Source organism: Aneurinibacillus terranovensis DSM 18919 (assembly GCF_000430625.1).
In the GTDB taxonomy this organism is placed as follows: domain Bacteria; phylum Bacillota; class Bacilli; order Aneurinibacillales; family Aneurinibacillaceae; genus Aneurinibacillus_B; species Aneurinibacillus_B terranovensis.
This window is the reverse complement of record NZ_KE387179.1, coordinates 1-25997: the sequence shown is the minus strand read 5'-3', so window position 1 is coordinate 25997 and position 25997 is coordinate 1. Positions and strand designations below refer to the sequence as shown.

The window sequence follows — 25997 nt, the reverse complement described above, 5'->3', positions numbered from 1 at the left end:
TTCCTCTTTATTATATAGAACATTTAACGTAGGGAAAAGGAATTTATCGGCTTTTGAAGGGAGTACCATTTAGAACCATATACAATTAACTACTTGTAAATCCTGGATACTTCCTTTTCTATCAGGGAATAAATCCATATAATTGGATTAGAACATGGGAGAGGTGAATGATTTGTCCTTCAAAGAAGACGTACTATATCTGGAAAATGTATATAAATCGTACGACACAACCGACGGCACCCTTACGCCTTTAAAAGGAATAAGCGCCAGTATTCCCGCGGGTGCTTTCGTTATCCTTATGGGGCACTCTGGGGCTGGAAAGAGCACTCTTTTTCGTTTGCTTACACGTCTGGAAGAACCGGATAAAGGACGTATCTATTATAAAGGTAACCCGCTGTCTTTTTACGCCCCCACCCTTTTACGCAGGGAAGTCCATTATGTATTTCAGACGCCGGTTTTATTTCCGCATACGGTAGAAGACAACCTTACATATCCGTACAAACTAAAAGGAGAGATGCCGACAGAGAAGGAAATGACGGACCTGCTCACACAGTGTGCATTATCTCCTGTTTATTTAAAACGTCCCATTGACCAATTATCCGGTGGTGAAAGACAGCGGGTTAATCTCGCGCGTTCCCTTTCACTCACCCCTAACGTTCTCCTGCTTGATGAACCGACAGCTTCACTCGATCCGGACAGTACCGTTCAAATCGAAAAAACAATCAAATCCTACCATGCGCAAGGACATACGGTTTTATGGATTACACACCACCCGGAACAAGCGGAACGGCTGGGGGAAATAGTCTGGCGCCTGAAAGACGGGGATTTCGTGCGGAAGGCGGTTGCCCAATGAGCGTAACAGACACGTTTATCACCGTAGGCTTTGTTTTTATTGCGATGGCTATTTCTCTCCGGCTCCATCTACAACTTGAGCGGGATTTACTGATAGGTACGGTGCGCGCCGCTATTCAGTTAGTGGCTGTAGGCTATGTATTGTCCTTCGTGTTTTCCGCCCATAATGCGTTGTTTATCCTGCTAATGCTGCTCGTCATGGTACTCGTTGCGGCAAGGAATTCCGCAACCCGTGGAAAAGGGATACCGTATATTTTTTGGCGGATTTTTTTTGTGATCGGTTTTGTGACAGCTGTTACCATGGGATTGATGCTAGTTCTGCACCTGGTGAAGCCTCAACCTCAATCGATTATTCCGATTAGCGGCATGATTATCGGCAATGCTATGGTTGTTTCCTCTTTGCTGCTCAACCAGATGAAACAGCGGGCTGAATCGATGCAGCAGGAAATCCTGGTTGCCCTTTCCCTGGGTGCAACATCACATCAGGCAAGCGAACGAATGAATGTAGAGTCCATTAAAGCGGGGATGATTCCCACTATCGACTCGCTGAAAACGGTGGGACTTGTCCAACTTCCGGGCATGATGACCGGCTTAATCATCGGTGGAACAAGCCCGGTTACGGCGGTCCGCTACCAGCTCCTTATCATGTTCTCTTTCACCGCGGCCGCCGCGTTAACCAGTATCCTGCTTGGCTTTCTCATTTATCCTGCTCTGTTCACCCGGGCCCACCAATTCTTGGGGTGGCCGAAAGAGTAAACATTATGTTTTCTGTACGGGGTTTAATTGCTAGCTGCTGCTGGATTCGCCCCACATATAGCCCGGGAGCGGAACGGGATGGGTCGGCTCACTCGGATTTCCCGACAACGGGTAGACATACTCTGCCATCGGCATTGCCGCTTCCATTTGCCAGGTTGGCATCATCCCATACGATTGGAAAGACGGTATTTCAATTATTTTTTTATAAAATCGTTCATACATTCTCTTATGATAGACATACATGCTATAGAACTTCCTGTAGTACCCTTTGTGATACCAATATTTTCGGCATTGAAGTTGGTAATACTTTGTTTTTTCCATATGGTAATAGTATTTCATGATGTATTCATTGCCCATATAGCCCATATCGGGTCCATAATAATGATCCATGCTCAACCCTCCAGTTATTGAAAATAAATCTTTTTACACCTTATTCAGGTCAAACGCCCGTAGGCACGACGTTTGCCTATGCGGCGATAAATTAGGGATTCGCCCATAAAGGCAAAAGAAAAACAAAAAACCCGGTAAGGTTTCTTCCTGTTTACCAGGAGCATCGTTACACGGGTTTTTTTAAGTTCAATTAAATCATCTTGTCAATCCGCAAGTTTTTTACGAAGTCATTGTTATGCTTTCTTCTTTCATCACGCATTTTCTTGCGCTGGGGCGCTGTCTCAAACAGGAGCTTTTCTTCTTCCGTTTCAGGGATAATTCCCGGAACTTCCGTGGGGTTTCCTTTTTCATCCAGAGCAACAAACGTTGTAAAAGCGGTGGTAGTAAGCTCGCGCTTTCCGGTAAATAAATCTTCCGAAATTACTTTAACAAAAATCTCCATCGAGGTTCTCCCCACCGAGGCGACACTCGCTTCCAGGCAAACAGAGTTTCCGACGTTTGCCGGTGTGATGAAATCGACGGAATCTGTGGAGGCTGTAACCACTGATCTGCGTGAGTGCCGCATAGCGGTAATCGCTGCTACCTCATCTATGTAGCTCATCACATTTCCTCCAAAAATCGTTCCACGGTTATTGGTGTCCGATGGAAGAACAAGTGAGGCGTTAATCGTACGGGATTGTTTGACAGTTTTTGCTTCCATTGTTTTACACCTCTATAATATAGATTATTTTAATTATATGTAACGTATTGCTATTTTTATCCTATCATGATCTTTCCTGTCATCCAAGGCCTGTAGCATGAAACACAAAATGTTATTATTTTCAGTTTGGAAATAATTTTCATGCTTTTTATGTAAAAGAAAACCTGGCTCGTACGAAACGAAGGGCCATGGAGAAAGAACCCATGGCCCATTATGTACGTTTATTGTTTAATGGCAGAAAGACTTAAAAATAATTCGTCCTGCTGTCCGGTGTTCGTCCTGTCAAAAATGCGAAACCCATGCCGCCGGAGAATATTCTCAATTTCTTCCTGCTCATAAAACTGATGAAAAATGTTATCGACAACGAGGCTGCCCTGACCTATGCGATAAGATGAAAAGAAAACACCACCCGTCTTAAGAACGCGATATACTTCATCGAGCGCCTTTTGCAGGTCATCCTTTGTTAAATAAATAAGGGAGGCGTTGGCCCAGACGCCGTCATACAGGCCCTCCTCTGTAGGAATGCTGCGAAAGTCTCCTTGAATGAATTCCACCCCGCTGACCTGCTGCTTCGCCTGTTCGAGCATTACTTCACTAATATCCAAACCCTGCACCTGTAAGTCATACCGCTTTAATCGTAATGCATCGTGTCCTGCCCCGCATCCTAAATCGAGCACCCTGTTTCCCCCGAGCAGCATTTGGAAAGCGGAAATAAACTGCATGGTTAAATCCCTGTGCCGCCATTTGGCTAAGGATTGATTTGCTAATTTATTAAAGGATGCGCGGTTGCGATCTACATAATCCAATTGTTTCACCTCCGCCCTGTTCCTTCATTTTACCGGAGAAACAGGGGGAATTCTACATCCTAAATTTTAAAACGGCTCACATGCTGCTGAAGCTCTTCGGCCATCTTGGCAAGCATTTCAGATGCGGCATTAATCTCCTGCATCGTTGCGGTCTGCTCCTGGGACGCAGCTGCGACCTCCTGTGTATCAGCCGAAGCGACTGCGGCAAGCCGGGAAATCTCATCTCCCTGCTGCACGATGCGCGCCGTTCCTCCCGCAATAATTTCCGCAGACATAGTAACCTGCTCAATCTGAAGATTTAAGTCCTCAATCGCTTTTAATATACTTGTGAATGCGCCTCCCGCCTTTTCCACGACTTCCCGACCTTCCGAAACAGCCGCACTGCTTTCTGACATAGAAGTGACAGACGTATTGATTTTGCTGTGGATATCCGAGATCAGATCCGCAATCTCACTCGCGGAACGGCCGGACTGTTCTGCCAGTTTACGAATCTCCTGGGCAACAACCGCAAAGCTTTTACCCTGATCGCCAGCGCGGGCTGCTTCAATAGCCGCATTCAAGGCAAGAAGATTGGTCTGGTCGCTTATTTCCCGGATGGTGCTGATAATCCCTATGATGGATTCCGAACGGTTACCGAGGTCCCGAATCTGATGTTCCGTCTGACTTACCTTCTCTGAGATATCGTTCATTTCCCAGCCCACTTTCTCTAGAGACTTTTCCCCGTCGTGGGCATATTGAATCGCTACATGGGAATCGTGTTTAACCGCATGAATCTTATCGGCGATTTCTTTAATCTTACCGCTCATTTCATGCAAAGATGTGCTTGTATTGCGAACGCTTTCCATCTGGGCTTCTGTTCCGCTGGCAATTTCCTGGGAAGCCTGCGCGATTTGTTCAGAAGCACGCGTGCTTTCATGAGCGCTGGCTGTAAGTTCTTCAGAAGAAGCCGCAACCTGCTCCGACACCTGGTGCACCGTCGTAAGCAAACGCCGGAATTCCGAAATCATCGCGTTAAATATATGCGTTAATTGGCCGATTTCGTCGTTTGAACCCTGCTTGACGGAAACCGTTACATCCCCTGCCTCCGCCTTATGCATCGCGGCCACCAGCTCTTTAATCGGCCTTGTAATCGCATAGACAATGAAATAACCCACAACAACAGACAGGACAGCAGCAATCAGGCTGATGATAAACATTTGTGTTTGAATCGCTGCAATAGAATGGGTCATATCCTTATAATAGCTGCCGATGACAAATTCCCAGCCATTCGGCAGTTGGACAAAGGAAGCCACTTTTTCTTCACCTTTCCATGGATAGGTAATATAACCGCTTTTTTGGCTCATTATATCTTTTACAAAAGATTCCTGTGCCAGACTTTGCCCAATCATCGATGAATCAGGATGAAAAACGATTTGTCCTTTATCATTAAGGATGTAGGCATATCCACCGAGGCCGTTTGGCTTATAATAATGGTCCTGCACGTCTTTTACGATTTTATCTATTTTATCCTTGACTGCCTGATCAACCTGACTGCTTTGTGTCAGCGGTTCCAACTGCTGGGATTTAATTGAAGTAATATACTTTAAATCCTCTACCGTCATATTGTATACCGCCGTATTAGCCTCCCGATAACTTAAAAAACCGGATACCATTAACGGGATAATCGTTATCAGCAGGATAGTAACCGTTAATTTCACTTTAATAGATAAATCGTTTATTTTTGTAAACATCAGCTGTCCTCCCCCAATCATAAAGCAAGCACGTAATACATTCTTCCTAGTTAATTTCGGCGCAGACGAATAAACACCTCCTGATTGAATATAAATATATAAAAATATTTTGTTGATTTTATGGAAAATTTCGTGACGATATCATTTAACAGATAACTCGAAATCAACAGATAAGCAATATTTGTATCATTAGCGAGTACTTATTGCTATAAGAGTAGGAGTTAGGAAAAATGAGGAACAGGAGGAGATTTGAATGATAGTGAATCAAACATTCGATCCGATTCAAGTATGGAAGAGCTGGTATGATATGGTGGAAAAAACATGGGGGAAGACGATTGATGACTGGGTGAAGACCGACGAGTACGCAGCCTGGGTCGGCCAATTGCAGAAATGGTTTTTCTATTCTCAGGATCACTATAAAAAAACGGTTGATCAAATCCTGGCTGAAAACAATCTCCCCAGCAAAGATGAAATTGCGCGCCTCGCCCAACTTGTGATTCAACTGGAAGATAAAGTAGAAAAATTAGATGACCGGCTCGACGACGAATTATTTCCCAAGCTGCATGCGATCCACGCAGCGGTCGACAAATTAACGACAGCAGGAGAAAATCTGGCGAAAACCAAATCCTAGACACCGCGGAAGACTTGAAAAATACGCTGACAAAATAAAAACCGGAAGACGGCTATCATAAGCCGTCTTCTTCCATCTGCATTTACTGTTTTATGTGGACTCCACATTAAGATTTATACTCACCTGCTTATCTGGACTCCATGTCCTGCAAATTTCGTCTACGCTTGTAAGCCCAATGATTAGTCGGCCCGTGGCCGGAACCGATGCCCAGCGTATCGGATATTGCGGCCGTGATAAAAGCTTTTGCCTGCTCCACTGCTTCCCGGACGGTTTTCCGTGCCGCGAGACCCGCGGCAATGGCAGCGGCAAAGGTACACCCTGTCCCGTGTGTATGTTGCGTTTCAATCCGCGTGCCTGTGAATTCCACAAACGCCGACCCGTCAAATAGAATATCTGTCACTTCTGCTCCGCCGCCATGCCCCCCTTTTACCACCACATGCTGTGCTCCCCATCCGTGTAATATACGGGCTGCTTCCTTCATTTGTTCGACATTTGTAATCGTCAGCCCGGTCAACACTTCCGCTTCCGGAATGTTGGGCGTAACGACTTCTGCAATAGGCAGCAAATGAACGCGGACTGCCGCGATGGCTTCCTCCAATAGAAGTGGAGCTCCCCCCTTCGCAATCATCACCGGATCGACAACAAGATTTTTGATTTCATACTGTTTTATTTTTTCCACTACCGTTTCAATGATCGGCCGATTAAACAGCATGCCTGTTTTGATTGCATCCACCCCGATATCAGAAAGGACGGAATCAATTTGTTTGGCTACAAACTCCGGGGGAATTGGCAGTACATCCTGTACACCCAGCGTATTCTGTGCGGTTAAAGCCGTCAGAACCGACATGCCATACACGTCAAGTTCCTGAAACGTTTTAAGATCGGCTTGAATACCCGCTCCTCCACCGCTGTCTGATCCTGCAATAGTCAGTGCCCGATACGTTCCCATATAGCTTCACTCCTATTTATCCAAATGACGAAAGCCACCTCTGATGGAGGTGGCGAGATACATAATTCAATATTTTTATCGTACAGGCAATTCCATCGGACGTCAACCATTCTGACTATAGAAGGTTTTACTCCTTTAGTCTTCCATTGTAGAAATATCGCCTGTCGGAAGTCCCAGTTCCCACGCCTTTAATACCCGGCGCATAATTTTACCCGAACGGGTTTTCGGCAGTTTATCTCTAAACTCAATCTGCCGCGGCGCAGCATGCGCGGCCAGACGTTCTTTTACAAAAAGGCGTATTTCATCTTTCAATTCATCTGTTTCTTCAAATCCACTGCGGAGGGTGATAAATGCTTTAATTATTTCTCCGCGAACCGGGTCAGGTACGCCGATGACACCGGCCTCGGCAACAGCGGGATGTTCAACAAGCTTACTCTCAACTTCGAACGGCCCTACCCGCTCGCCGGACGTATTAATGACGTCATCCACCCGTCCTTCAAACCAGAAATAACCGTCTTGATCCATATACGCCGAATCACCGGACATATACCATCCTGTTTTAAAATATTCTTCGTATTTAGCAGGATTGTTCCAGATTTTACGCATCATTGCAGGCCATGGAGGCATAATAGCCAGATTCCCCATCGTATTAGGAGGAAGTTCTTTTCCTTCGTCATCAACGATGGCCATCTTTATGCCGGGAAGCGGTTTTCCCATAGAGCCCGGGCGAATTGGCATACAGCGGTAGTTGCCGCAAATAGACGAGCCCGTTTCAGTCATCCACCAGTTATCATGAATGCGATGCCCAAGGACTTCAAGCCCCCAACGGATAACCTCAGGATTGAGCGGCTCACCGGCGGACAGCATATGGCGCAGGTTCGATAAATCAAACTGCCGGGGAAGTTGATCCCCTTCACCCATCAGCATACGAAGCGCCGTTGGCGCGCTAAACCAAACATTTACTTTATACTTATCCAGTGTGGCATACCAGTCGGCCGGCTTAAATCGTCCGCCGCGCAGTACGACGGTCACACCGTTTAACCATGGGGACCACATTCCGGCAGACGTGCCTGTTACCCATCCGGGATCGGCGGTACACCAGTAAATATCCCCTTCCCGCAAATCATATGTCCATTTTCCCGACATATACTGATGAATCATTGCATCATGTACCTGGTATACTCCTTTTGGCTTTCCGGTTGAACCGGAGGTGTAATGAAGCAGCATTCCATCTTCCCTGTCTACCCACTCTATGACATACTCATCGGATACCTCCATGAGTTCTTCAAACAACACTTCATTGTCGGCCGTCTTCTCCTCAGCATCTGCCAGAATAACATACTTTAAATCCGGCAGGCTGTTTACCGGGATGCGATACAATAAAGCAGGGGTTGTAACAACTGCAAGAGAACCGCTATCAAGCAAGCGGTCTTTCACGGCATCTTCCATAAACGCTTCAAACAGCGGCCCGGCGATCGCGCCAATTCGGACGATCCCCAGTAGCGCAATATACAGTTCCGGGCTTCTTGGCATAAAAATAAATACGCGGTCACCCTTCTTTATTCCTTTCGAACGAAGCCCGTTTGCAAAACGGCAGGAAAGCTCGCTCAGTTGCCGGTACGTATACTGTTCTTCCCGCACACCGTCCGTATACAGCAGGGCCAGTTTATCTCCCTGTCCGCTATCCACGTGCCTGTCAATCGCTTCATACACGATGTTAACATTTCCTGTTTCGTGCCACGAAAAATTAACTTCAGCATCTTTCCAGTTTGCTGTATTTGCGGCTTCATCATAATTCTTTAAGTTAGCTGAATCATCCAACATCATAACTTCCTGAAGTCTTTCCTGTGTAGCCATGGTACCAACCCCCATCTGAAGTTTTTTCTCTCCGTTTTATCAACGTGTATTACTCTGTCTATTCTTGTTATACAACACTTATCTATTTCTTTCGACAGGATATCAAAAATTCCTTTTAAAAATTGCGACTTTTTTATTTTTTTCTTTTTTCATTTTGCGGATTTGTGAGATGGATACCCTGTTAAAATTCACCTTTCATACTTCTCGCCCCCTTACCCCATGCTATAAAAAAGCCTTTTATAGCCCACGGAGGTAAAGTGAGATGAAGAAACGTATCACGTACGGTGCCGCCACTTTGTTAATTATGGTATTAGCCTATCTCGTGTTTGTCCCTGATCGGGGTCATGCCCCGTCGGATAATGGGCCATCAACTGTTAAACAACAGTCTGCTCCCCCCCAAAAAGTAAAAGCAAACTTTGTAAAAATCAATAATATGAACCGAATCAACGAAGCGAAAATGAAGCTCGACAATAGCACCCATGTGGTGACGATTCACCATAACAACAAAAGCAAAAGCCATTACATGAAGCGTGAGGTGACTGTAAAATTTAAAAAGTCACTTTCCTCCCGGGAAGTACGTGTGATTTGCCGGGAGATAAGCGCGCAGATAAAAAACGTTCACCAATCGACGTACACATTCCAATCGAAAACTCTTTCCACACGGCAGTTAATTACCTATTTCAAGAAACGCAAAGATGTAGACTATGCAGAACCCAATTTTTTATTGCTATCTCATACGACCGTGCCCGATGACACACTTTATTACCAGTACCAATGGAATATGCCAATGATGGATATGGAACGCGCGTGGGACATTAGCAAAGGAAGTTCCAATGTTGTGGTTGCAACCGTTGATACAGGTATTGATTATGACCATCCCGAATTCAACGGAAAAATCACTCAGGGATACAATGTATTGAATGGCAGCTCGCAGCCGCAGGATGATAACGGGCATGGAACGCATGTAGCCGGAATTATCGGGGCAAAAACAAACAACAGAGAAGGCGTCGCAGGAGTTAGCTGGAACAGTAACATTATGCCTGTAAAAGGAATTGGCGCGGACGGCAGCGGTTCCTCGCTTGATATTGCAAAAGGAATCGTATGGGCGACTGACCACGGGGCCAGCGTCATTAACATGAGCATTGGAAATTATCATCCTTCCCAGGCTCTGCACGATGCCATCCGTTATGCCTACAGCAAAAATGTGGTTCTTGTAGCTGCTTCGGGCAATGATAATACGTCACAGCCAAGCTATCCGGCTGCTTATCCGGAAGTTCTCAGCGTCGGAGCCGTGGATGTCGGCGGCAAACGGGCCGATTTTTCCAACTACGGTTCCTATCTCGACATTATGGCACCCGGCGTCAACATTCCGAGCACCTACATCCACAGTGACTATGCGGCTTTATCCGGTACTTCCATGGCCTGCCCGCACGTCACCGGTGTCGCTGCTCTCATCCGCTCCGTTAACCCGGGATTATCCAACCGGGACGTGATGAACATCATTCAGAATTCAGCGGATGAACTCGGTTCCACCGGTTGGGATCCTTATTATGGATACGGGCTTATTAACGTTTCCCACGCTCTTCAACTTGCCGGCGCCAACCAGAACCAAACACCGGTACAGATAATAAACCAGGCCGACAGCGGCCCGATTCTCATCCTGTATACGGAATTGAGAAGCCGATTAAGCAGATAGCCAAATAAAAGGAACGGTACGAGATGCATCGAGATCCGTTGTATTTTTGCGAAGTTTTCCCTTGCAGTGAAGCGATTAATGTCCGTGCATCTCTTCCGTTTGGGGACCGGTCCGAAACATCATGGTAACGCTTCCCTGCAAGGGAAGACCCTGCAAAAATAAAAATGCTCCATTTCATTACCCATCCCCTTTGACAAATTTACGTTTCGATCACACTTAACGTTACCGGAAGAAGCGAAAGAAGGAACAAAAAATAGCCCGTGATCACGTAAACGTGACACGAGCTATTTAAGCATCAATCCTATCTGATTAGCGGGCAGCTGACATTCGCTTCATGGTTATATAATCCGTTTCGTAATACTGGAGCTCATCGCGCAAATATTCGAATATTTTCGATAACCCGAGCGTTAACTCTTTCAGAGGAGGCGTAACTTCTTTACGGAAGATGATAGCATCCCGTCCCGTGTAGGAATTGCGTCCATCTTCTTCGTATACTTCGCCTTTTGGATAGAAGAATAAGTTTACACATGAATGATAAACATGGTACAAGGCCTCTTCTGCAAATTCCTTGTTAAATTGCGCCCGACGCAGGCAAATACCAAGCCGTTCATAAGCATTTTCGCAATTGACAAGCAAGTGGCGGAGATCAGATAAATAATTACTGTAATATTCGTCATACTCTTCCGGTTCCGGAGATGATTGGACAAGTTGGGCCAGCGTGTTGGAATTCAGGAATTTCTCTACTTCCCTGCAAACTTTCTTTAAGCCGTGGTAGGACTCCTCGCAAATTTCCTTCAGTTGAATTTCAGGCATAAGGTAACCTCCAACCGTTTAATATTTCGATTTATCTTTTCATTAATTGTAACAAATTTGTCACACGGAACCTAGAATTATTTATACGATTACTTAATGTTCTAAAATTCTTACTTTTGGCTGCTCCCTGCTGACGTTTGACACGGTTTACAATGTCTTTCTCTGGGGAATAATGGTGGAAAATGTCTTGTGAGGAGAATGAACGTGCCCCCTTCCATCCGTTTCTTTAATCTTACGCGCGATCTCAAAGAATTAATCCATGTCTCCATCCTGTTATCAGAGAAAAAGTATTCTCACCTTATTCGCATGTCGGTTGTGTCTCTTTCAGAGTATCGCCATAAAGGCATCTCGGAAAAAGAAGGCCTAAATTGGTCTTCCATTCATCAGGGAGAACAAAAAAATTTTCACGGATTTTGCACCTGCATGCAAAGTCATTCCATCTTTTTTTATGATGAAAACGAAGAATTGTTTCACACATTTTCGGACGAAGAGATTTTTTTCAGGCGCAAACAGCCGGTTCTTATTGAGAATGAAGAAAAGCTTGGTTTTCTGGAGATTTTTTCCCGAAAACACCGCATGCTCCTCAGCTTCCTTCTGTAACTTTTTCTCCTTTACATTTCTGATTAAAAATCAGGATGCGGCAGGGCTCCATTTTCATTCAACCCGGCCCTTTTCAATTCTTCAGGAGAAAGCATATCTCCCGTCACCTTAAAAGGGAACGCTTTCGTGCTATTTACGCCGCCCGATTTAACATGGACATACGCAATCCAGTTTCCTCCCATGGGCAGGGAAGCCTGTCCTTTATACACATGATTGATCATTTTCGCGCGAAATCCATTCTTTCCATGGTCCATATCAGCCATTTCCAAATTGACAATGACCTCCGCATTCGTAACCGGTACCCCGTCTTTGGATACTGTAACCGTATACTCGATTTTTTCCCCCGCTTTAATCGTATCCGGCTTACTTAACTCTATCCGGAACCCGCCGTCGCTGACATTCGCTTCTTTTGTATCAGGCGAGCTGCAAGCGGATAACCCGAATAAGAAAATACATAATAAAACAGCAAATCGAACCATCCTTTTTCCCATCCCATTATCTCCCGTCTTTCAATCTCATCCCTATAGTAAACAAACGATACACAAAAGTCCATCTCTGGACGGATGTCTAATTTTGAAAAAAAAAGGCGATTGCACATACCCAATGACGTACTTTTGCATATTTTACCTTAGACGTTACGAAAGGAGGCATTTCATATGGCATACAGCGGTTTAGGTAGTTTTTTTGGTCCTGGAAATGAGATTGGGGTAATTCTGGTACTGTTTATCCTTCTGGTGGTTATTGCTTGTTCTTGTCATGTAGTAGGGCCGGCAACACCTTGCTAACGTGAAAAGGGGATGACCCAAAAGTCTAAATAGACAATTGGGTCATCCTTTTTTTTGTTCTTATTTCATTTCTGCATTAGGAAAATTTCTTTTTACTTAAGCGGCCTCTTTGACCGCCTTTTTCAATAAATTATACCGGCTTTAATCTTCGCAGCTTGTTCTTTCGTAATGACGATTTCACTGGTCACCTTCCATGGTAACCCTCTAAAAAGCAGGGCGCAACCCGCTGCGGTTTTCAAAATCAGTTTCATCCGCGTCGCGAACGTTCAACTCAAGCGGAACGTCCAGTCCTTCCGCTACTTTGTTTAAAATGGCTTTCGCCTCATTTACAAGGGGGGTCTCAATTTTTTTTCTGAAATCCAATCCTTCATGGTACCTTGCACCTGTGATGCACACATCCTCGATTTTTACAGTGCAATGGCTGCGCTCAATAACGCCGGAAGTCGCTGTAGTGAAAATACGCAGATAAACGTATTCCCCAATTTTAGACCCGGCAAGAGTGTAATCATAGGCTGCCCAATCATAATCGAACATGCCGCCTCTGTTAAATCCGATATCATGGAGCAGTGTATCCACCAAATCAAAGGAAAATTCTTTTCCAATCAAATTTGTTTCGATGATTTTCATTGTTTTTCACCCACCCAAAAATTAGTTTATTTGTTCCCTCTATTTTTTACTCATTTAAAGTATAGTAAAAAAACGTTCCCAAGAGAATCAGCAATCTATTTTTTGAGCATTTTGTAACAAGTTATCCAGCGTTTTCCGAACTTCCATTAATTGTTCCACGTCGATATCTTCAGATAAAGCAGCAAGCTGTCCGGCAAAATGTTCGGCGACTTCTTTTCCGGCACGTTCCTTTTGCCCGAACATCTGCTGTTCGAACGCCTGAACATAATAAGCTAACAACACCGTTTGTCCCTGCTCAACATACTCGTCGACAGGAAGCTGGTACAATTGTTCGAGCTGCTCTTTCATTTTTTCTTGCCCGCCCTGTTCAAAAAACTGTTTCGGATTTTTAAACAGACGCAGCGGGCCGGCCAATTCCCTCGTTGTTTGTTCCGGGAAGCGGCCAGGAAATTCAGGTGTATCGTACGTTGATTTCTCCCACTGGCGCAGTTTGAAATCTTCAACTGCTAATTTTTTGTTGAGTTTTTCAAGCACATGGTTTCCTGCTTTGTGCATAAAGTTCTCAATTCGAAGCGCGGTGGCTCTCATTTCCTGGGATAAATCAAAGGAAAGAAACCGGGATAATTCATCCAGACTGCCAAGCAGCAGCTTTTGTAAATTTTGACTGTCACTTTTTAAGGTCGCCGGGTTAAATGAATAACGGAACGCTTCGCTAAACCTGAGCATCACACGCTGTTTTACATAATACGTAAGCTCCATGATCTCCTTTTGCAATAATTCGACCTCAACCCGTGTATCAAGTCGGTCAATCACTTCAAGACAGCGCGCTCTTTCCTGTTTGGCCCGAACGTATTCGCTTTTGCGCGTATTTTCATCCTGCCGTGCCCGTATTATTAAATCCTGCAGCGTATCGGTGGTGCGGGAAAGTTCCTCTAAAGAAGACGTAATTGCAATTTGTGTCAGTTCCTCCAGGGTAAAAGCAATAAACTCTTCTTCAAAAATCCGCAGCCCTGCAACACGCAGTGCCTGCTCAATATCCGGCAGAGGCTGGTCCGGTGTAAGACCTAACCTTTTGCGGTAAATTTGTTCAGAGGACGCTGATAGGGTACCTGCCTCTGCCATGCGGGCGAGCAGCGCCGTCTGAGAGGATACCGAATAAATGCGCGGGTTAACGATACGGCACGATTCCAAATTCTCCTTAACATGCCGGACAACCCCGTCTAATTCTTCCTCGCTTCTGGCAAGATCGGCCGCATTTACAATAAAAAACATTTTGTCCATCGCAAACGTATCTTTAACGCGGCCTAATTGAATTAAAAATTCCCGATCGGCATGGGAAAAAGCATGATTATAATACGTCACAAACAGAATCGCGTCCGCATTTTTGATATATTCAAAGGCAACGCCGGTATGTCTCGCGTTGATCGAGTCAGCCCCCGGTGTATCAACCAGAATAATCCCCTGCCTCGTAAGCGGACAATCATAATAGAGCTCAATCCACTCGACAAAACAGGCTTTTTCCTCGTGCGCGACAAACTCCTGAAATTCCTTGAGGCCAATCAATATATCCGTGCCAAGCCGGTCTTGAATGTCGGCATACCCCTTTTTTACAGCCCGTAAAAAACTGTAATGGGGTTTGGCCGCCGGATGGATATCAGCCGGGTCAAGGTCGTTAACAAATTCCATTCCCTCTTCAACCGTTTGGGCTGTCAAATCGAAAATCTCCAGAGACGCAACCACATCCGATGAAATATCTTCGCGGGTTTTCAAACGGACGCGAACGGTTCCGTGAGGATTCTCCTCATCCGGCGGGACAATTTTATTGATCGCAGCGGTCGTCGGATTCGGTGATACCGGAAGAATATAATCTCCCAGCAGGGCATTCGCGAAAGATGACTTGCCTGCACTAAATGCGCCAAATAGCGCTACAGTAAAGCGGTTTTGTTCAAGGCGTTCAGCCCGTTGGACCATAGACCGGCCCGCCGCGCTCAACCCTGGTATGCCGTCAATTCGTGCGGCACTCTCGCGGAGAATGTTGGCTGTATGCAGCAATTGGCCTTTATAATCCTTTTGCATGGCCGAGGAAAATTGTCCATTGGCCTGTCGACTTTTTCCTTCACCGTCTTCCCTTCTCGTCAGTTCAACCGGTCGATTCGGACCTGGCGTGATCGGTATGGCCGTTTCGTTCCATTCAACGGGTTTTACTACCGGTTGATCCTGCGGAGCAAGCGGCCGGGCATTTTCTTCCCCGGGAACCCCTTTCATCATTACTCTTTCCAGAGAAGCAATCGCCTGAGTTTCGCTTTCCTCCAGCTTCATTAAACGTTCGCTTGCCTGCCTGAGTTCCTTCATCTCTTTCATTTGCTGCTCAATCGCCCGCGACTGATCCGAAAGCTTTGACCGCAGGGAAAGAACGGCTTGTTTCAGCAAATCAAGCGCAGCACGGCGATACAGCCCCTTGATTTTTTCCGCAACGTCTTTTGAATAGTTAAGGACATATTCCCCATTATTCATCGCACCTGGTTTAACCGCATCAATCAACAGCTCCGGCAGAAACGACACCTGAAAATCCATCACCTGTTGTTGATAGGCGGGGCTATCATACCCGTATTTCTCAGGTACCTGGCGCAGCATTTCTTTAATATGCCATTCCAGATGAGCGAAGGCTTTCTCTTGAATATCCGAAAAGAGAGCCTGCAGGCGCCGCTGCTGCTCCTCTTTCGTTTTTCCGGAAGAGAAAAGAAAACCTACCTTAAAGCCTGACTGCCTGCTTTCGAGAAACAGACGGGCCAGCTCCCGTGTTGCAAAAGGAATTAGCGGAGCATTGTCAAGGATGGTTTGCAGTTCGGCCTTCGCTGCTGCTTCCATGCGGGTAACAGGCCCCATGATCTCTTCCAGTTGCCTGCTTAGGTCATTATATCGCGAAAGAATGTCTGCCGGCGGATACCCCGCGAGGGCCTGTTCGCAATTCTCACGCTCTTGCTCATGTTTACTCTGTAAAAATTTATGGTGCTGTTCGATAAGGTATAACGACGAGGATAGAATGCTTTTCGTCAACCATTCATCTTTTTCGGCAGCGATGTCTGTAAGTTTACGCAGCAAATTCGGCCATTGATTTTCTATGTGTGCCGCATCTTTTAACGATGTGAAATAGATACCGTCAGGATGAATGTCCCAATGTTTAAACGCTTCGATAACGCTCTTGCGGTAGTCCGCAAAACTCAATTCAAAATCGACATGCTTATCGATCTGGTTAATGACGAGAAAAACGGTTTTTTCTCTGTCCTTTAGCGTTTTTGTAAACTGAAAATTAACCTCTGATTGGACGTGGTTATAATCCATGACATAAAGCACAATATCGGCAAGATGCAGAGAAGATTCCGTCGCTACTTTATGGGCATCATCCGTTGAATCAATACCCGGCGTATCCATAATCGTTAACGGTACATTTAACAGATTCGAAGGGTGAAACAATTCGATGGATTCTACCTCTTCACCGTTTACCGCATATTTTTTCAGCTCACTCAAATCATAATCGGGGCCAAACAGGATTTCTTTCCCGCTCTTTAAATAAATTTTCGCACCCTTTTTTCCGGTTTTAATTTGTACCACATTGGCACTCGTCGGAATCGGGCTGGAAGGCAATACTTCACTTCCCAACAGGGCGTTAATCATGCTTGATTTTCCGGCTGAGAAATGCCCGCAAAATGTGACCGTAATCTCTTTATTTCTAAGCTTCTCTAACAGTTGAACGGCTTTCTTCACAACGCTCCGATCCCCTGCTTTTTCAAACCGGTGCATCAGCTCCTCCAGCCGAAAACACAGTACTTCCGGCTTTGTCTCACTTGTCCGCCCCGGTCGTTCTTCTGTATGAATCATGTCTCACACTCCACTACCGTACTCTTTGGTGCGTTTGTTTTATTTTCTTAATCTATCATCACAGCCAGGGTGGCGCAAGACCCCTACTCGTACTCTTTCAGTTTATTCTCCAGTGTTTTTACGACTGACTTAAGAATTTTGACCCGCGCATACCATTTATAATTGCCTCCTACCACAACCCACGGGGCAATATCTGTATCTGTTTTTGCAAGCATTTCTTCCGCCGCTTCATAATACTCCTCCCACTTTTCCCGGTTGCGCCAGTCTTCGTCTGTAATTTTCCAGTTTTTAAACGGATTCGTTACTCGCTCTTCAAAGCGGCGAAGCTGTTCATCTTTACTGATGTGCAGCCAGAATTTAAGCACAATAGCCCCGTCATTCGTATGCAGTTTTTCGAACTGATTAATTTCTTCATAGGCTCGCTGCCATTCTTCCTTTGTGGCGAATTGTTCCACTCGTTCAACAAGTACGCGTCCATACCATGAACGGTCAAAGATAGCGAATGTTCCTCTGGGAGGAATATCCCTCCAGAAACGCCAGAGATAGTGGTACTGTTTTTCGACTTCGTTCGGAGCGCTAATGGCATGCACCCGAAACCCGCGCGGGTCTAATTTTTCCGTTAAACGACGGATGGCACCACCTTTGCCTCCGGCATCCCAGCCTTCAAAAACAAGAATAACCGGGATTTTTAATTGGGCAAGCTTACGCTGCAGATATAGAAGCTGAAGCTGGTAACGCTTTAATTCCTCTTTGTACTCTTTTTTTGTCTCGAATTTTTTTGTTACATCCACGTTACTTAAAATTCCCATACTAAGTCTCTCCTCTCTTCCAAACTTTTTCCACTTATATAGGTTAAACAAACAGGCTCCATCTACCTCTATGCTTCTTACGTTTTCCTAAAGAAAACTAGCGCCAAGCCACAGGCGCAGGCGATAACCTTAGTTACACTTTCCTATACGCTAAACAAAAAAGTCCTTATCTTTCATAAGAAAAGTAAGGACTTTCATTGTTTTTATTTGTATTCATGTTCAAAAATCACTCGAATCAGAACTATCGAGGTCCCACTCTAACGAAGCACGTTCAATCGGAAAGTTAAGATGGTCGAGTACAAACAGGAGAAAGGGCTCCTTCCCTGTATACTCACGATGAAGCTCCCGAAGAGACTCCGTTGTCACATGTTCTTTGACAAACTGCTCTAATTTAGTCTTTGCTTCGGCTTCGTTATCTTTAAACCACTTCAATATAGTGGGTCCAGATTGTGCCAGACCGTATTTATCGACATATTCCCGAACATTTTTTGGGACGTACGCATACGCATATTGCGCTGCCATATCATGCAGCCTGGCTTTTTCTGCGGCAAACGGCAGTCCGTCTAACAGGTAGCTGTAGCGGCCACAGTGGTAGCATCTGACCTCATAGTTGTGATTTCCGGTAAGCTCTTTTCCACAATGTGGACAGTTAATGGTCTTCATGTAAATCTCCTTTTCCCGCTTACATGCAGGCAACGTTCCCCGCCAAACAGCGGGTCATTGCTGCCCGAATTTTTTTTCTCTATTTACCAGAATTTTAATAGTTAGTGCAATTAAATACCCTATCAGAGAAAACCCGGCACCAACCCATAGAATGGAATTCTGTTCGTCCGCAGCAAAAACCGAGACGAAAATAAACATCGGCATTAAAACAATAGGCACCGTCCAGGCGCGCTTTGTCGCAAAAAAAGCGACAAAAGAAACAGCAAATGTAACAAGTCCCCCGAAATATACAGCAAGCTGAAGTACCACAATGTCTCCCCCATTTTATACGTTTTCATATGTGCGCAAAAGAAATCCGGCAGGCTGTTTACATCCACCGTTCTCCCCAGTTTTGTATCGAAAGAATCACGTTTTCTAAGTTTCTGCCTTTTTCCGTTAACTCATATTCAATGCGTACAGGTGTCTCCGGGTACACCTTCCGCTCAATAATATCTGCTTCCTCAAATTCGCGGATTCTTTCGGTTAACATTCGGTCACTCATATCCGGGATTTGCGCTTTAATATCTTTAAAACGGCGAGGGCCGCCAAGCAATACGCGAATGATCAGGCCGGACCATTTCTTTCCTAACAACTCAATCGCAGCTTCATACTTGGGACACATTTTACTGTAATCCAACCCCATCACCTCCAACCCCTATTGTATCAAATTTTTGAGGCAACCTGTATATAATCAGAAATATTACGGATACTCTCCTCTAATTTTTGATCAACAATGCTGGCATTATGCACGTGGCCAGCTCACCATGCTGCTTGTTAACAATCTCATGCTTCGCAATAATTACCTGCATGTGTTCGTGTAATTCTGCAGCCCACTGAGCGGTGATTCATTCCTTTTATTTGAAAGTTCATTCGTTTCACTAGCGGTTTCTCCGGTGGAATCACATTTATTTTCACGTGTTTCGCTTGGCATATTTTTTGTAAACCAGCCCATATTCCTACCTACCTACTATTTTTAAACAACGTACCACTAATTTCAATAATCTTCTGTGACAAAAATCATAAAGAAAGAAACTTTAGCACGTTTGAAAGGTGATAAAAAAACGAGCACGCCTTTGTGCCCGTTTTTTTGCTGCAGAGAAACGTTTTAAAAATGATGCATGTGTTGCATTAGATGGTGTCCGCATCGCTGACGGCCATGATGCCGTGGGCAGCGATATCCAACCCTACTTTTTCTTCCATCGTTGACACGCGCAGCGGCATAAAAAACGATGTCACCTTTAAAAATACCCAGGTTCCGACAAATCCCCATGTACAAAGGGTCACAAGTCCGAGCATCTGCACGGCAAGTAAATGCCAGCCCCCGCCGGAAAATAACCCTCCGTTGCTGGCAAATAAACCAACGGCGAGCGTACCGATCATCCCTGAAACCCCATGAACAGGAAAAGCCCCAACCGGATCATCCACTTTAAAAACATCAAGAAGTGACGTTGCCCCCATCATCGCCATCCCACAGACAATACCGATAATGATAGCCGCGTTATCACTCACGAACGCACAGCCCGCAGTAATACCAACCAGACCGGCAAGAGATCCGTTGATGACGGACGGTGCATCGGCTTTTTTATAACGAAACAACGTATACAGCAGGGTTACCGCTCCCCCTGAAGAAGCCGCAAGCATTGTCGTTAATGCGATATGGCCAATTCGCGTATCGGATGCACTTAACGTGGAACCGGCGTTAAACCCGAACCAGCCAAACCAGAGCAGGAACGCTCCAACGGACGCGAGGGGAATATTGCTTGGAATAATAATCCCGCCATTTTCCCGGTACTTGTCATGACGCGGACCTACCAGAATCGCAGCAGCTAACGCACCGAAACCACCGAGCGCATGGATCGTAGCTGAACCTGCAAAATCCAGCATTCCCATTTTGCCAAGCCACCCCCCGCCCCAGACCCAGTGGCCGGATAATGGATACAGAAACGCAGTCATAAAAATCGCATATAGAATATACGCACGAAATTGAAAACGCTCCGCTACCGCCCCGGAAACAATCGAAATTACTGCGATAACAAAAGCAGCCTGAAACACAAAAAAAGTATCGTAGCTGAATGGATAAGCCAGATGGCTTAAATCGCCTTTTAACATAAACCCGCTCGTTCCGATAAATGAAAAAGCATCTTTCCCATACATAAGGGCAAAACCGATTATATAATAGCAGAGCGTACCAAACGTAATGTCAACGAAAACCTTCATAATAATACTCACAGCATTTTTTCGCCGGACAAATCCCGCTTCAAGCAGAGCAAAGCCGCCTTCCATCAACAAAATCATGGCAGCCGTCAAGACGACCCATACGGTATCCATGCCCGCGCTTAATGTAGCGATCTTATTCATAAAGTTGTGTTCCTTCCATATAGAATTCGAGAAATTCGTCAATAAATACCAAGGGGATGGATATTTCATCGAAACGCTTGGCGGCGGCTTCCGCCAGGCGCTGCAGGCGCTGCAATTCAGCATTGATCCGTTCAATTTCCTGCATAGGCTGCTTTATATATACTAGATTTTCAACGGCCAGATGATGATCCGGTGTTTTACCGGCAATCCATCTCCGCAGCGCGGACATTTTTTGGTATGCCGCCTGCTCCTTTGCGCGTTTTTTTTCATAATGCTCGATTCTCTCCCGTAAGCTTCTGACCATTTCTTTTCTTGTATTCTGCATTTTGGTCAGGCAAGTAAGTATTTTCTCTTCCTCCCCTTCTTCGAAAAGAACGCGGTCCGTTGCTTCAACCTCCACCCTCATGTTAAATCACCTTACCTGATATGTTAAATTTTCTAACATTATATCATAGTTTTAGAAATAAAAAAGACTTTGTTTCTCCTTGCAAGAAACAAAGTCCGAAAGCATACACACAATTTGAGTTATTTCTGGCGTTGTCCATACAGAATCATTCGCTTGCTTTCCGAAGAATACGGTGTAAAATCGTAATCTCCATACACATTGTGGATGATAAACCCCGCACTGTTGAGGATTTGCCTCATTTGGTCTTCTGAATAGAGACGAACCCGCTCCCATTGTTTGCGTTCCTCACCATTTTCGATTATGCGAATCTCTTTAATTACAAATTCGTTTTCGATTTTTCTCCTTTCTTCAATTTTCATTCCTTCAACCTCTCTTTCCGAATAAGGAATGAGATTTTCTTTCACAAAAATCGGATTTAAAAAATCCATGACAAGGTATCCGCTTGGTTTTAACGCCCGCGCCATGCGCTGCGCCACTTTCTGATGTTCTTCATCTTCTATAAAATAACCAAAGCTGGTGAATAGATTAAAAAGAATATCAAACTCATTAACAAACGGGATTTCCCGCATGTCATATTGATAAAATGATATGTGATATTCCTTGCTTTTCTGTTTTGCCCGTTCCAGCAAATAAGAGGATAAGTCTACTCCAGTCACATCGTATCCGTGACTGGCCAGCGCACGGGAATGCCGACCGTCCCCACAGCACAGGTCTAGAACTTTTCCGCTTCGCGGCAGAGGCAAATGCTGCAGAAGGCTGGAAATTTCCCGCTGAGCGGAAAGTTCATCTCTATGCTGGTAAAGGGTTGTATAATCTTCCTGAAACGATTTTTCATACCAGTTTGCATCCATCACTATACCCCCGTTTCTCTCTAGATCTAGTATAAAGATAATTCCGGGCCGCGTACATTTTAAATATGCTGTTTCCAGTCCAGTGAATGCAGAAATAAAATCCTAAAGAAAGCTATATCTTTTTATACCCTAAAAACGAAATCCAGGCCAAGAGCCTGGATTTTTTATGGATATATTGATAAACAAGCACCTGCGAAAAGAAAAAGAGGTGGCTGGGCAGGAAGGGATCGAACCTACGCATAATGGAGTCAAAGTCCAGCGCCTTACCTCTTGGCTACTGCCCAACTACATTCATTAGTATGGTTGAGCCCGCATATTTTTATACAACAAGTAATATTAAAAAAGTGAGGATAACTCCATGAAGGATGTTTTTATCACATATGCTCACCGGGGATCTTCCATCAAATATCCTGAGAATACGCTACTTGCTTTCTCAAGGGCAATTAAAGAAGGAGCCAACGGCATCGAGCTTGACGTTCAATTAACAAAAGATAACCAAGTAGTTGTTTTTCATGATTTGTCTCTCAAACGAATCATCCGGAGAACAGGACAAATCAGCAATTATACGCTTAAAGAGATCCAACAATTCGATGCCGGAGTATGGAAGCATGCTCGCTTCAAGGGAGCGAAAATACCTACCTTACATGAAGTACTGCGCCTAGCCGCTAAACAAAAAATTATGATAAACATTGAATTGAAAAATCTGTTAGCTATGAAAAACGGGCTTGAACAGCGTGTCATTGAATTAATAAAGGAACACAATATGTCGGATAGGGTCGTCATCTCCACCTTCAATCCGCTAAGTCTTCGCATTCTGCAAAATCAGGCAGACCACATCCAGCGGGCTTTTTTATACTTAGGCTTGCTGAGTGACCCGTGGGAATACGCATTGGAATATAGATGCGCCTATATCCATCCGCCGGTTCATGAAGTTAATGAGGCGTTTGTCACTACGTCCCGTGAAAAAGGGCTAAAAATTGTACCATACCAGGTTGACTCTCTTACAGAAATTAAACGTATGATTGATCTGGGGGTAGATGGTGTCATTACCCCACATCCCCGCTTAGTTCACCGCCTGCTAAATGCCGGGATAAAAAAAAGAAAGCGTCCACGTCCATAATTTTTTACTTATTTTTATTTTTTGGATGACTGTAAATTATATATACTTGTAGTAAATACATACCGTTTCACATAGTAGAGGAGGCCTGTTTATATGAAGAAAGGAATTGTCATCCTGCTGCTTGCCGTCGGACTTGTCGCCTATACCATTTACCATAACACGGATGGCACTCCAACCGTCCAGTCTGCTAAGGCGTCCACAGCCGGAGCAGCTAAAAAAGAAGAAAAAATGGCCGTTGGATATCTTGCCCCTGATTTTTCACTTCCAGGCATGGATGGAAAGACATACAAACTGTCTGACATCCATAAGCCAATTCTGCTTAATTTCTGGGCATCATGGTGCAGACCGTGCCGCATGGAGTCGCCTCGCCTTGAAGAACTGTACAAAAAATATAACGGAAAGTTTGAAATCGTATCCGTTAACTCAACGATTGAAGATAAAGAGACAAATGCGCGACAGTTTGCCCGGAAGTTTGGTTTCACATTTCCGGTTCTGCTTGATAAGAAAGGAGATGTGGGCAACCTGTACCAGCTGCAGTACTATCCAACCAATATTTTCATCAGCAAAACTAGAGAAATTGTCAAAATCACCTCTGGATTACTTCCCCCTGCTGAAATGGAGGATGCAGTCAAGCAAATAATTCAGTAAATTTTTATTAAATTCGCGCATGGCTTCTACTGTACCCTTCTATTCATGGGCGAAAAGCTATACTATAATAAGATGGGGGACGGAGGTGAGGACTGTGACAAATCCTGAATTAGATAAGAACCAGCATGATGTCGTGGATTCATCACGCGGCTTTAACTATTCTTTCGGAATTTTAATGTTAATTTTTATCGTGTTTACGATCATTCAGTACTTTAAGTAAGAGGTACAAAACTCTCATCGGGGGATGAGAGTTTTTGTTTTTCCAACTAGATCCGTAAATTTCGTCAACCTGGCCGATGTTACCCGGAAACATTCACGCTTTTCTTCCCGTTTTGTTGATTCCACCAGCTACTTCCTCTAAATTGGAAGCTGTGCGTGATACAATCATCACATCCGCTCCGGCCTCGGCTAACCCAATCGCCAGCGCCCGTCCAATTCCCCGGCCTGCGCCTGTGACGAAAGCAATTTTGTTTGTCAATTGAAAAGATGGCAGAAACATCCGGACCCTCCTTATGTATGTATTTTTCTTTATGAATAAACAATTCGTGGACAGCCATTAGTATTCCTGCAAGTGAGGGAAACTCATGTACGAATAGGCGGAATAACAACGTTCGGCACACTCCCGCAAGTTTTTCTCAGGTGACCCATGGAGGAAAGTATATGTTGCTTTAACACTGTAAAGCAACATATACTTTCTTTAACGGCAAAAAAGTCCTTTTCCTATGGAAAAGGACTGGCGTGTTATGTATACCCCCGCCTATGCCGACTCATCAGATTGTTTCATAACCCGCTCTCGCAGATGGGTGTTCGCAAAACAATTTCCCCTGTCTCACGCGAAAGGGTGAGCATAGTGTCCACTGTTTAATATGGAACTCCCGAATAAATAGTAAGGTTCGAAACAAAAAAATGAATCGCACATCGCAGGCGATGTTTTTTGAATAGATGGCGGAGCTGACGGGACTCGAACCCGCGACCTCCGGAGTGACAGTCCAGCGTGAACTCCAACTTCACCACAGCTCCATAATTGCAATGAATATTTTGGTTGCACCCTATCGGGTACTACTGATTTCATTCCAACAATGGTGATTATTCGACGCAATACAAATGGTTTTGGTTGCGGGGGCAGGACTTGAACCTGCGGCCTTCGGGTTATGAGCCCGACGAGCTGCCAACTGCTCCACCCCGCGATCATTGGGTGTAGATCTGGTGGAGGATGACGGGCTCGAACCGCCGACCCTCTGCTTGTAAGGCAGATGCTCTCCCAGCTGAGCTAATCCTCCAGTCATTAAAAACTAAACGCACTGTCCATTAAGAACAATACTTATACTATAGGATTTTCATTGATTTGTCAATGAAACTGATCTGGTACAGAACTTTTGACGACGACCTCGTTGCTCTTCATACATTCCAAAAATTGCCGAAAACATTCATCCATATACGAGACGATTTGATCCGGTTAATAAATCATCGGGAAGAGATGAATGCATTGGTTTGTAATATCTACGCCATTATTATAAAGCCGTAGAGTACCATTCAACGTTGAAAGCAAATCAAATTTCAGAGGATGGAAAAACATTCAATATAGCTCTTCCACTTCAGGAAGACCAAGGCGAATGGAAACTTGTTGTTGACGGCTCAGTTACTGTTGACCGTTCAAAATAAATATATTTGGGAGAGCTAATGGAAATGTTAAAGAGGGTTTACTTTCAGATCACAGCAGGGCGGAGTATGTGGATTTTTTTAACCTTTTATGCCCAATAGGCGCCGAGTTTATGAATTAGCCGAGAACACTCGTGACTTCCGTCATGAGATGAATCAGCTTCGGACAAGGCGTGTCTTTTGACACGTCAATTGTTCGACATATGTTGACTTATCTATTAACAAAAAAACACTGATATTTAGCGATAATGATTTAAAAAATATTTGACATATGTTATCCTGTGATTGAGGTGGATAACATGGCAGAAGTCAAACATGGTAGAGGATATGTGTACTCTATCCAATACCATATTGTATGGTGTGTGAAATATCG

General features: G+C 44.7%; 26 protein-coding genes, 4 tRNA genes, 1 other RNA gene and 2 pseudogenes. 10 read left to right on the top strand and 23 right to left on the bottom strand.

What is annotated here, in order from left to right:
- The first annotated feature begins 154 nt into the window (after positions 1 to 154).
- Together H525_RS0121090 and H525_RS0121085 are read left to right on the top strand one after the other, a co-directional pair.
- Entirely contained in the window at positions 155 to 853 is a 699-nt protein-coding gene (locus tag H525_RS0121090; protein ID WP_081413546.1) for an ABC transporter ATP-binding protein, read from the top strand.
- A complete protein-coding gene (locus tag H525_RS0121085; protein ID WP_027417816.1) occupies positions 850 to 1608 on the top strand; it encodes an ABC transporter permease in 759 nt (252 codons plus the stop codon). The genes H525_RS0121090 and H525_RS0121085 overlap by 4 nt, the downstream gene beginning before the upstream one ends.
- A gap of 30 nt (positions 1609 to 1638) precedes the next feature.
- Here H525_RS0121085 and H525_RS0121080 read toward each other — a convergent pair whose 3' ends face one another.
- The 4 genes from H525_RS0121080 to H525_RS0121065 all read right to left on the bottom strand — a co-directional run bounded on the left by H525_RS0121080 (position 1639) and on the right by H525_RS0121065 (position 5234).
- Positions 1639 to 1998 carry a hypothetical protein gene (locus H525_RS0121080; RefSeq protein WP_027417815.1) on the bottom strand — a complete coding sequence of 120 codons (360 nt, stop codon included), beginning with the start codon at positions 1996 to 1998 and terminating at the stop codon, positions 1639 to 1641.
- Between the two features lie 190 nt (positions 1999 to 2188).
- A complete protein-coding gene (locus tag H525_RS0121075) occupies positions 2189 to 2698 on the bottom strand; it encodes an acyl-CoA thioesterase (protein WP_027417814.1) in 510 nt (169 codons plus the stop codon).
- Between the two features lie 221 nt (positions 2699 to 2919).
- Positions 2920 to 3504 (bottom strand): class I SAM-dependent methyltransferase, encoded by a 585-nt coding sequence (locus tag H525_RS0121070; RefSeq protein WP_027417813.1) that lies wholly within the window; start codon positions 3502 to 3504, stop codon positions 2920 to 2922.
- A gap of 59 nt (positions 3505 to 3563) precedes the next feature.
- Positions 3564 to 5234 (bottom strand): methyl-accepting chemotaxis protein, encoded by a 1671-nt coding sequence (locus tag H525_RS0121065; protein ID WP_035102246.1) that lies wholly within the window; start codon positions 5232 to 5234, stop codon positions 3564 to 3566.
- A gap of 253 nt (positions 5235 to 5487) precedes the next feature.
- Between H525_RS0121065 and H525_RS0121060 the strand changes: the two genes are divergently transcribed.
- The gene (locus tag H525_RS0121060; protein WP_027417811.1) at positions 5488 to 5865 is read left to right on the top strand and encodes a DUF4349 domain-containing protein; all 378 of its coding nucleotides are present in this window, start codon (positions 5488 to 5490) and stop codon (positions 5863 to 5865) included.
- A gap of 127 nt (positions 5866 to 5992) precedes the next feature.
- Here the strand turns inward: H525_RS0121060 and thiD are convergent, their stop codons facing one another.
- Complete coding sequence (gene thiD / locus H525_RS0121055) at positions 5993 to 6814, bottom strand: bifunctional hydroxymethylpyrimidine kinase/phosphomethylpyrimidine kinase (protein ID WP_027417810.1); 822 nt, start codon at positions 6812 to 6814, stop codon at positions 5993 to 5995.
- A gap of 135 nt (positions 6815 to 6949) precedes the next feature.
- Positions 6950 to 8671: an acetate--CoA ligase gene (gene acsA, locus H525_RS0121050; RefSeq protein ID WP_027417809.1), complete on the bottom strand. Its 1722-nt coding sequence runs from the start codon at positions 8669 to 8671 to the stop codon at positions 6950 to 6952.
- Positions 8672 to 8933: 262 nt separating this feature from the next.
- Here acsA and H525_RS25065 point away from each other — a divergent pair, with 262 nt between their 5' ends.
- Positions 8934 to 10367, top strand: coding sequence for a S8 family peptidase (locus H525_RS25065; protein WP_081413544.1), 1434 nt, complete (start codon positions 8934 to 8936; stop codon positions 10365 to 10367).
- A 309-nt stretch (positions 10368 to 10676) separates the two neighbouring features.
- Here H525_RS25065 and H525_RS0121035 read toward each other — a convergent pair whose 3' ends face one another.
- A complete protein-coding gene (locus tag H525_RS0121035; protein ID WP_027417808.1) occupies positions 10677 to 11180 on the bottom strand; it encodes a DUF3907 family protein in 504 nt (167 codons plus the stop codon).
- A 204-nt stretch (positions 11181 to 11384) separates the two neighbouring features.
- On the opposite strand from H525_RS0121035, the gene H525_RS0121030 reads away from it, so the two are divergent.
- Positions 11385 to 11780, top strand: coding sequence for a hypothetical protein (locus H525_RS0121030; RefSeq protein ID WP_027417807.1), 396 nt, complete (start codon positions 11385 to 11387; stop codon positions 11778 to 11780).
- Between the two features lie 23 nt (positions 11781 to 11803).
- On the opposite strand, the gene H525_RS0121025 is transcribed toward H525_RS0121030, so the two are convergent.
- A complete protein-coding gene (locus H525_RS0121025) occupies positions 11804 to 12271 on the bottom strand; it encodes a FixH family protein (RefSeq protein WP_027417806.1) in 468 nt (155 codons plus the stop codon).
- 165 nt (positions 12272 to 12436) lie between these two features.
- Here H525_RS0121025 and H525_RS29110 point away from each other — a divergent pair, with 165 nt between their 5' ends.
- The gene (locus H525_RS29110) at positions 12437 to 12565 is read left to right on the top strand and encodes a hypothetical protein (protein ID WP_281172656.1); all 129 of its coding nucleotides are present in this window, start codon (positions 12437 to 12439) and stop codon (positions 12563 to 12565) included.
- A gap of 204 nt (positions 12566 to 12769) precedes the next feature.
- On the opposite strand, the gene H525_RS25060 is transcribed toward H525_RS29110, so the two are convergent.
- The 10 genes from H525_RS25060 to H525_RS0120965 all read right to left on the bottom strand — a co-directional run bounded on the left by H525_RS25060 (position 12770) and on the right by H525_RS0120965 (position 22481).
- The gene (locus tag H525_RS25060; RefSeq protein WP_035102244.1) at positions 12770 to 13192 is read right to left on the bottom strand and encodes a YugN family protein; all 423 of its coding nucleotides are present in this window, start codon (positions 13190 to 13192) and stop codon (positions 12770 to 12772) included.
- An 87-nt stretch (positions 13193 to 13279) separates the two neighbouring features.
- Entirely contained in the window at positions 13280 to 17071 is a 3792-nt protein-coding gene (locus H525_RS0121010; RefSeq protein ID WP_051331212.1) for a dynamin family protein, read from the bottom strand.
- An 83-nt stretch (positions 17072 to 17154) separates the two neighbouring features.
- On the bottom strand, positions 17155 to 17880 hold the full coding sequence (locus H525_RS0121005; RefSeq protein WP_027417804.1) for a polyphosphate kinase 2 family protein: 726 nt from the start codon (positions 17878 to 17880) through the stop codon (positions 17155 to 17157).
- 219 nt (positions 17881 to 18099) lie between these two features.
- Entirely contained in the window at positions 18100 to 18543 is a 444-nt protein-coding gene (locus tag H525_RS0121000; protein ID WP_027417803.1) for a hypothetical protein, read from the bottom strand.
- A gap of 54 nt (positions 18544 to 18597) precedes the next feature.
- On the bottom strand, positions 18598 to 18852 hold the full coding sequence (locus H525_RS0120995; RefSeq protein WP_027417802.1) for a hypothetical protein: 255 nt from the start codon (positions 18850 to 18852) through the stop codon (positions 18598 to 18600).
- A 58-nt stretch (positions 18853 to 18910) separates the two neighbouring features.
- Entirely contained in the window at positions 18911 to 19219 is a 309-nt protein-coding gene (locus H525_RS0120990) for a winged helix-turn-helix transcriptional regulator (RefSeq protein ID WP_027417801.1), read from the bottom strand.
- A gap of 491 nt (positions 19220 to 19710) precedes the next feature.
- Entirely contained in the window at positions 19711 to 20940 is a 1230-nt protein-coding gene (locus H525_RS0120980) for an ammonium transporter (RefSeq protein WP_027417800.1), read from the bottom strand.
- Positions 20933 to 21346: a hypothetical protein gene (locus H525_RS25865; RefSeq protein WP_051331211.1), complete on the bottom strand. Its 414-nt coding sequence runs from the start codon at positions 21344 to 21346 to the stop codon at positions 20933 to 20935. Before H525_RS25865 ends, H525_RS0120980 begins: the two co-directional genes overlap by 8 nt.
- 119 nt (positions 21347 to 21465) lie before the next feature.
- Positions 21466 to 22197 carry a class I SAM-dependent methyltransferase gene (locus H525_RS0120970; protein WP_027417799.1) on the bottom strand — a complete coding sequence of 244 codons (732 nt, stop codon included), beginning with the start codon at positions 22195 to 22197 and terminating at the stop codon, positions 21466 to 21468.
- Positions 22198 to 22406: 209 nt separating this feature from the next.
- Positions 22407 to 22481 (bottom strand) — tRNA-Gln (locus H525_RS0120965).
- Between the two features lie 74 nt (positions 22482 to 22555).
- Between H525_RS0120965 and H525_RS25050 the strand changes: the two genes are divergently transcribed.
- The 3 genes from H525_RS25050 to H525_RS27690 all read left to right on the top strand — a co-directional run bounded on the left by H525_RS25050 (position 22556) and on the right by H525_RS27690 (position 24185).
- A complete protein-coding gene (locus H525_RS25050; protein ID WP_051331210.1) occupies positions 22556 to 23317 on the top strand; it encodes a glycerophosphodiester phosphodiesterase family protein in 762 nt (253 codons plus the stop codon).
- Between the two features lie 93 nt (positions 23318 to 23410).
- On the top strand, positions 23411 to 23965 hold the full coding sequence (locus H525_RS0120955; RefSeq protein ID WP_027417798.1) for a TlpA family protein disulfide reductase: 555 nt from the start codon (positions 23411 to 23413) through the stop codon (positions 23963 to 23965).
- Positions 23966 to 24050: 85 nt separating this feature from the next.
- Positions 24051 to 24185, top strand: coding sequence for a YqzM family protein (locus H525_RS27690; RefSeq protein ID WP_162142523.1), 135 nt, complete (start codon positions 24051 to 24053; stop codon positions 24183 to 24185).
- Between the two features lie 96 nt (positions 24186 to 24281).
- Here the strand turns inward: H525_RS27690 and H525_RS0120945 are convergent.
- The 5 genes and pseudogenes from H525_RS0120945 to H525_RS0120930 all read right to left on the bottom strand — a co-directional run.
- A pseudogene (locus tag H525_RS0120945) lies at positions 24282 to 24464 on the bottom strand (SDR family NAD(P)-dependent oxidoreductase); the annotation flags it as partial.
- 247 nt (positions 24465 to 24711) lie between these two features.
- A non-coding RNA gene (ssrS, locus tag H525_RS26775) (6S RNA) lies at positions 24712 to 24895 on the bottom strand.
- A gap of 13 nt (positions 24896 to 24908) precedes the next feature.
- A tRNA-Asp gene (locus H525_RS0120940) sits at positions 24909 to 24985 on the bottom strand.
- 91 nt (positions 24986 to 25076) lie between these two features.
- Positions 25077 to 25152 (bottom strand) — tRNA-Met (locus tag H525_RS0120935).
- 17 nt (positions 25153 to 25169) lie between these two features.
- Positions 25170 to 25245, bottom strand: a tRNA-Val gene (locus tag H525_RS0120930).
- 678 nt (positions 25246 to 25923) lie between these two features.
- On the opposite strand from H525_RS0120930, the pseudogene H525_RS26770 reads away from it, so the two are divergent.
- A pseudogene (locus tag H525_RS26770) lies at positions 25924 to 25997 on the top strand (IS200/IS605 family transposase); the annotation flags it as partial.

Coding starts and splice junctions, on each gene's coding strand:
- H525_RS0121090 (WP_081413546.1), top strand. CDS start 155: ATGGGAGAGGTGAATGATTTGTCCTTCAAAGAAGACGTACTATATCTG.
- H525_RS0121085 (WP_027417816.1), top strand. CDS start 850: ATGAGCGTAACAGACACGTTTATCACCGTAGGCTTTGTTTTTATTGCG.
- H525_RS0121080 (WP_027417815.1), bottom strand. CDS start 1,998: ATGGATCATTATTATGGACCCGATATGGGCTATATGGGCAATGAATAC.
- H525_RS0121075 (WP_027417814.1), bottom strand. CDS start 2,698: ATGGAAGCAAAAACTGTCAAACAATCCCGTACGATTAACGCCTCACTT.
- H525_RS0121065 (WP_035102246.1), bottom strand. CDS start 5,234: ATGTTTACAAAAATAAACGATTTATCTATTAAAGTGAAATTAACGGTT.
- H525_RS0121060 (WP_027417811.1), top strand. CDS start 5,488: ATGATAGTGAATCAAACATTCGATCCGATTCAAGTATGGAAGAGCTGG.
- thiD (WP_027417810.1), bottom strand. CDS start 6,814: ATGGGAACGTATCGGGCACTGACTATTGCAGGATCAGACAGCGGTGGA.
- acsA (WP_027417809.1), bottom strand. CDS start 8,671: ATGGCTACACAGGAAAGACTTCAGGAAGTTATGATGTTGGATGATTCA.
- H525_RS25065 (WP_081413544.1), top strand. CDS start 8,934: ATGAAGAAACGTATCACGTACGGTGCCGCCACTTTGTTAATTATGGTA.
- H525_RS0121035 (WP_027417808.1), bottom strand. CDS start 11,180: ATGCCTGAAATTCAACTGAAGGAAATTTGCGAGGAGTCCTACCACGGC.
- H525_RS0121025 (WP_027417806.1), bottom strand. CDS start 12,271: ATGGGAAAAAGGATGGTTCGATTTGCTGTTTTATTATGTATTTTCTTA.
- H525_RS29110 (WP_281172656.1), top strand. CDS start 12,437: ATGGCATACAGCGGTTTAGGTAGTTTTTTTGGTCCTGGAAATGAGATT.
- H525_RS25060 (WP_035102244.1), bottom strand. CDS start 13,192: ATGAAAATCATCGAAACAAATTTGATTGGAAAAGAATTTTCCTTTGAT.
- H525_RS0121010 (WP_051331212.1), bottom strand. CDS start 17,071: ATGATTCATACAGAAGAACGACCGGGGCGGACAAGTGAGACAAAGCCG.
- H525_RS0121005 (WP_027417804.1), bottom strand. CDS start 17,880: ATGGGAATTTTAAGTAACGTGGATGTAACAAAAAAATTCGAGACAAAA.
- H525_RS0121000 (WP_027417803.1), bottom strand. CDS start 18,543: ATGAAGACCATTAACTGTCCACATTGTGGAAAAGAGCTTACCGGAAAT.
- H525_RS0120980 (WP_027417800.1), bottom strand. CDS start 20,940: ATGAATAAGATCGCTACATTAAGCGCGGGCATGGATACCGTATGGGTC.
- H525_RS25865 (WP_051331211.1), bottom strand. CDS start 21,346: ATGAGGGTGGAGGTTGAAGCAACGGACCGCGTTCTTTTCGAAGAAGGG.
- H525_RS0120970 (WP_027417799.1), bottom strand. CDS start 22,197: ATGGATGCAAACTGGTATGAAAAATCGTTTCAGGAAGATTATACAACC.
- H525_RS25050 (WP_051331210.1), top strand. CDS start 22,556: ATGAAGGATGTTTTTATCACATATGCTCACCGGGGATCTTCCATCAAA.
- H525_RS0120955 (WP_027417798.1), top strand. CDS start 23,411: ATGAAGAAAGGAATTGTCATCCTGCTGCTTGCCGTCGGACTTGTCGCC.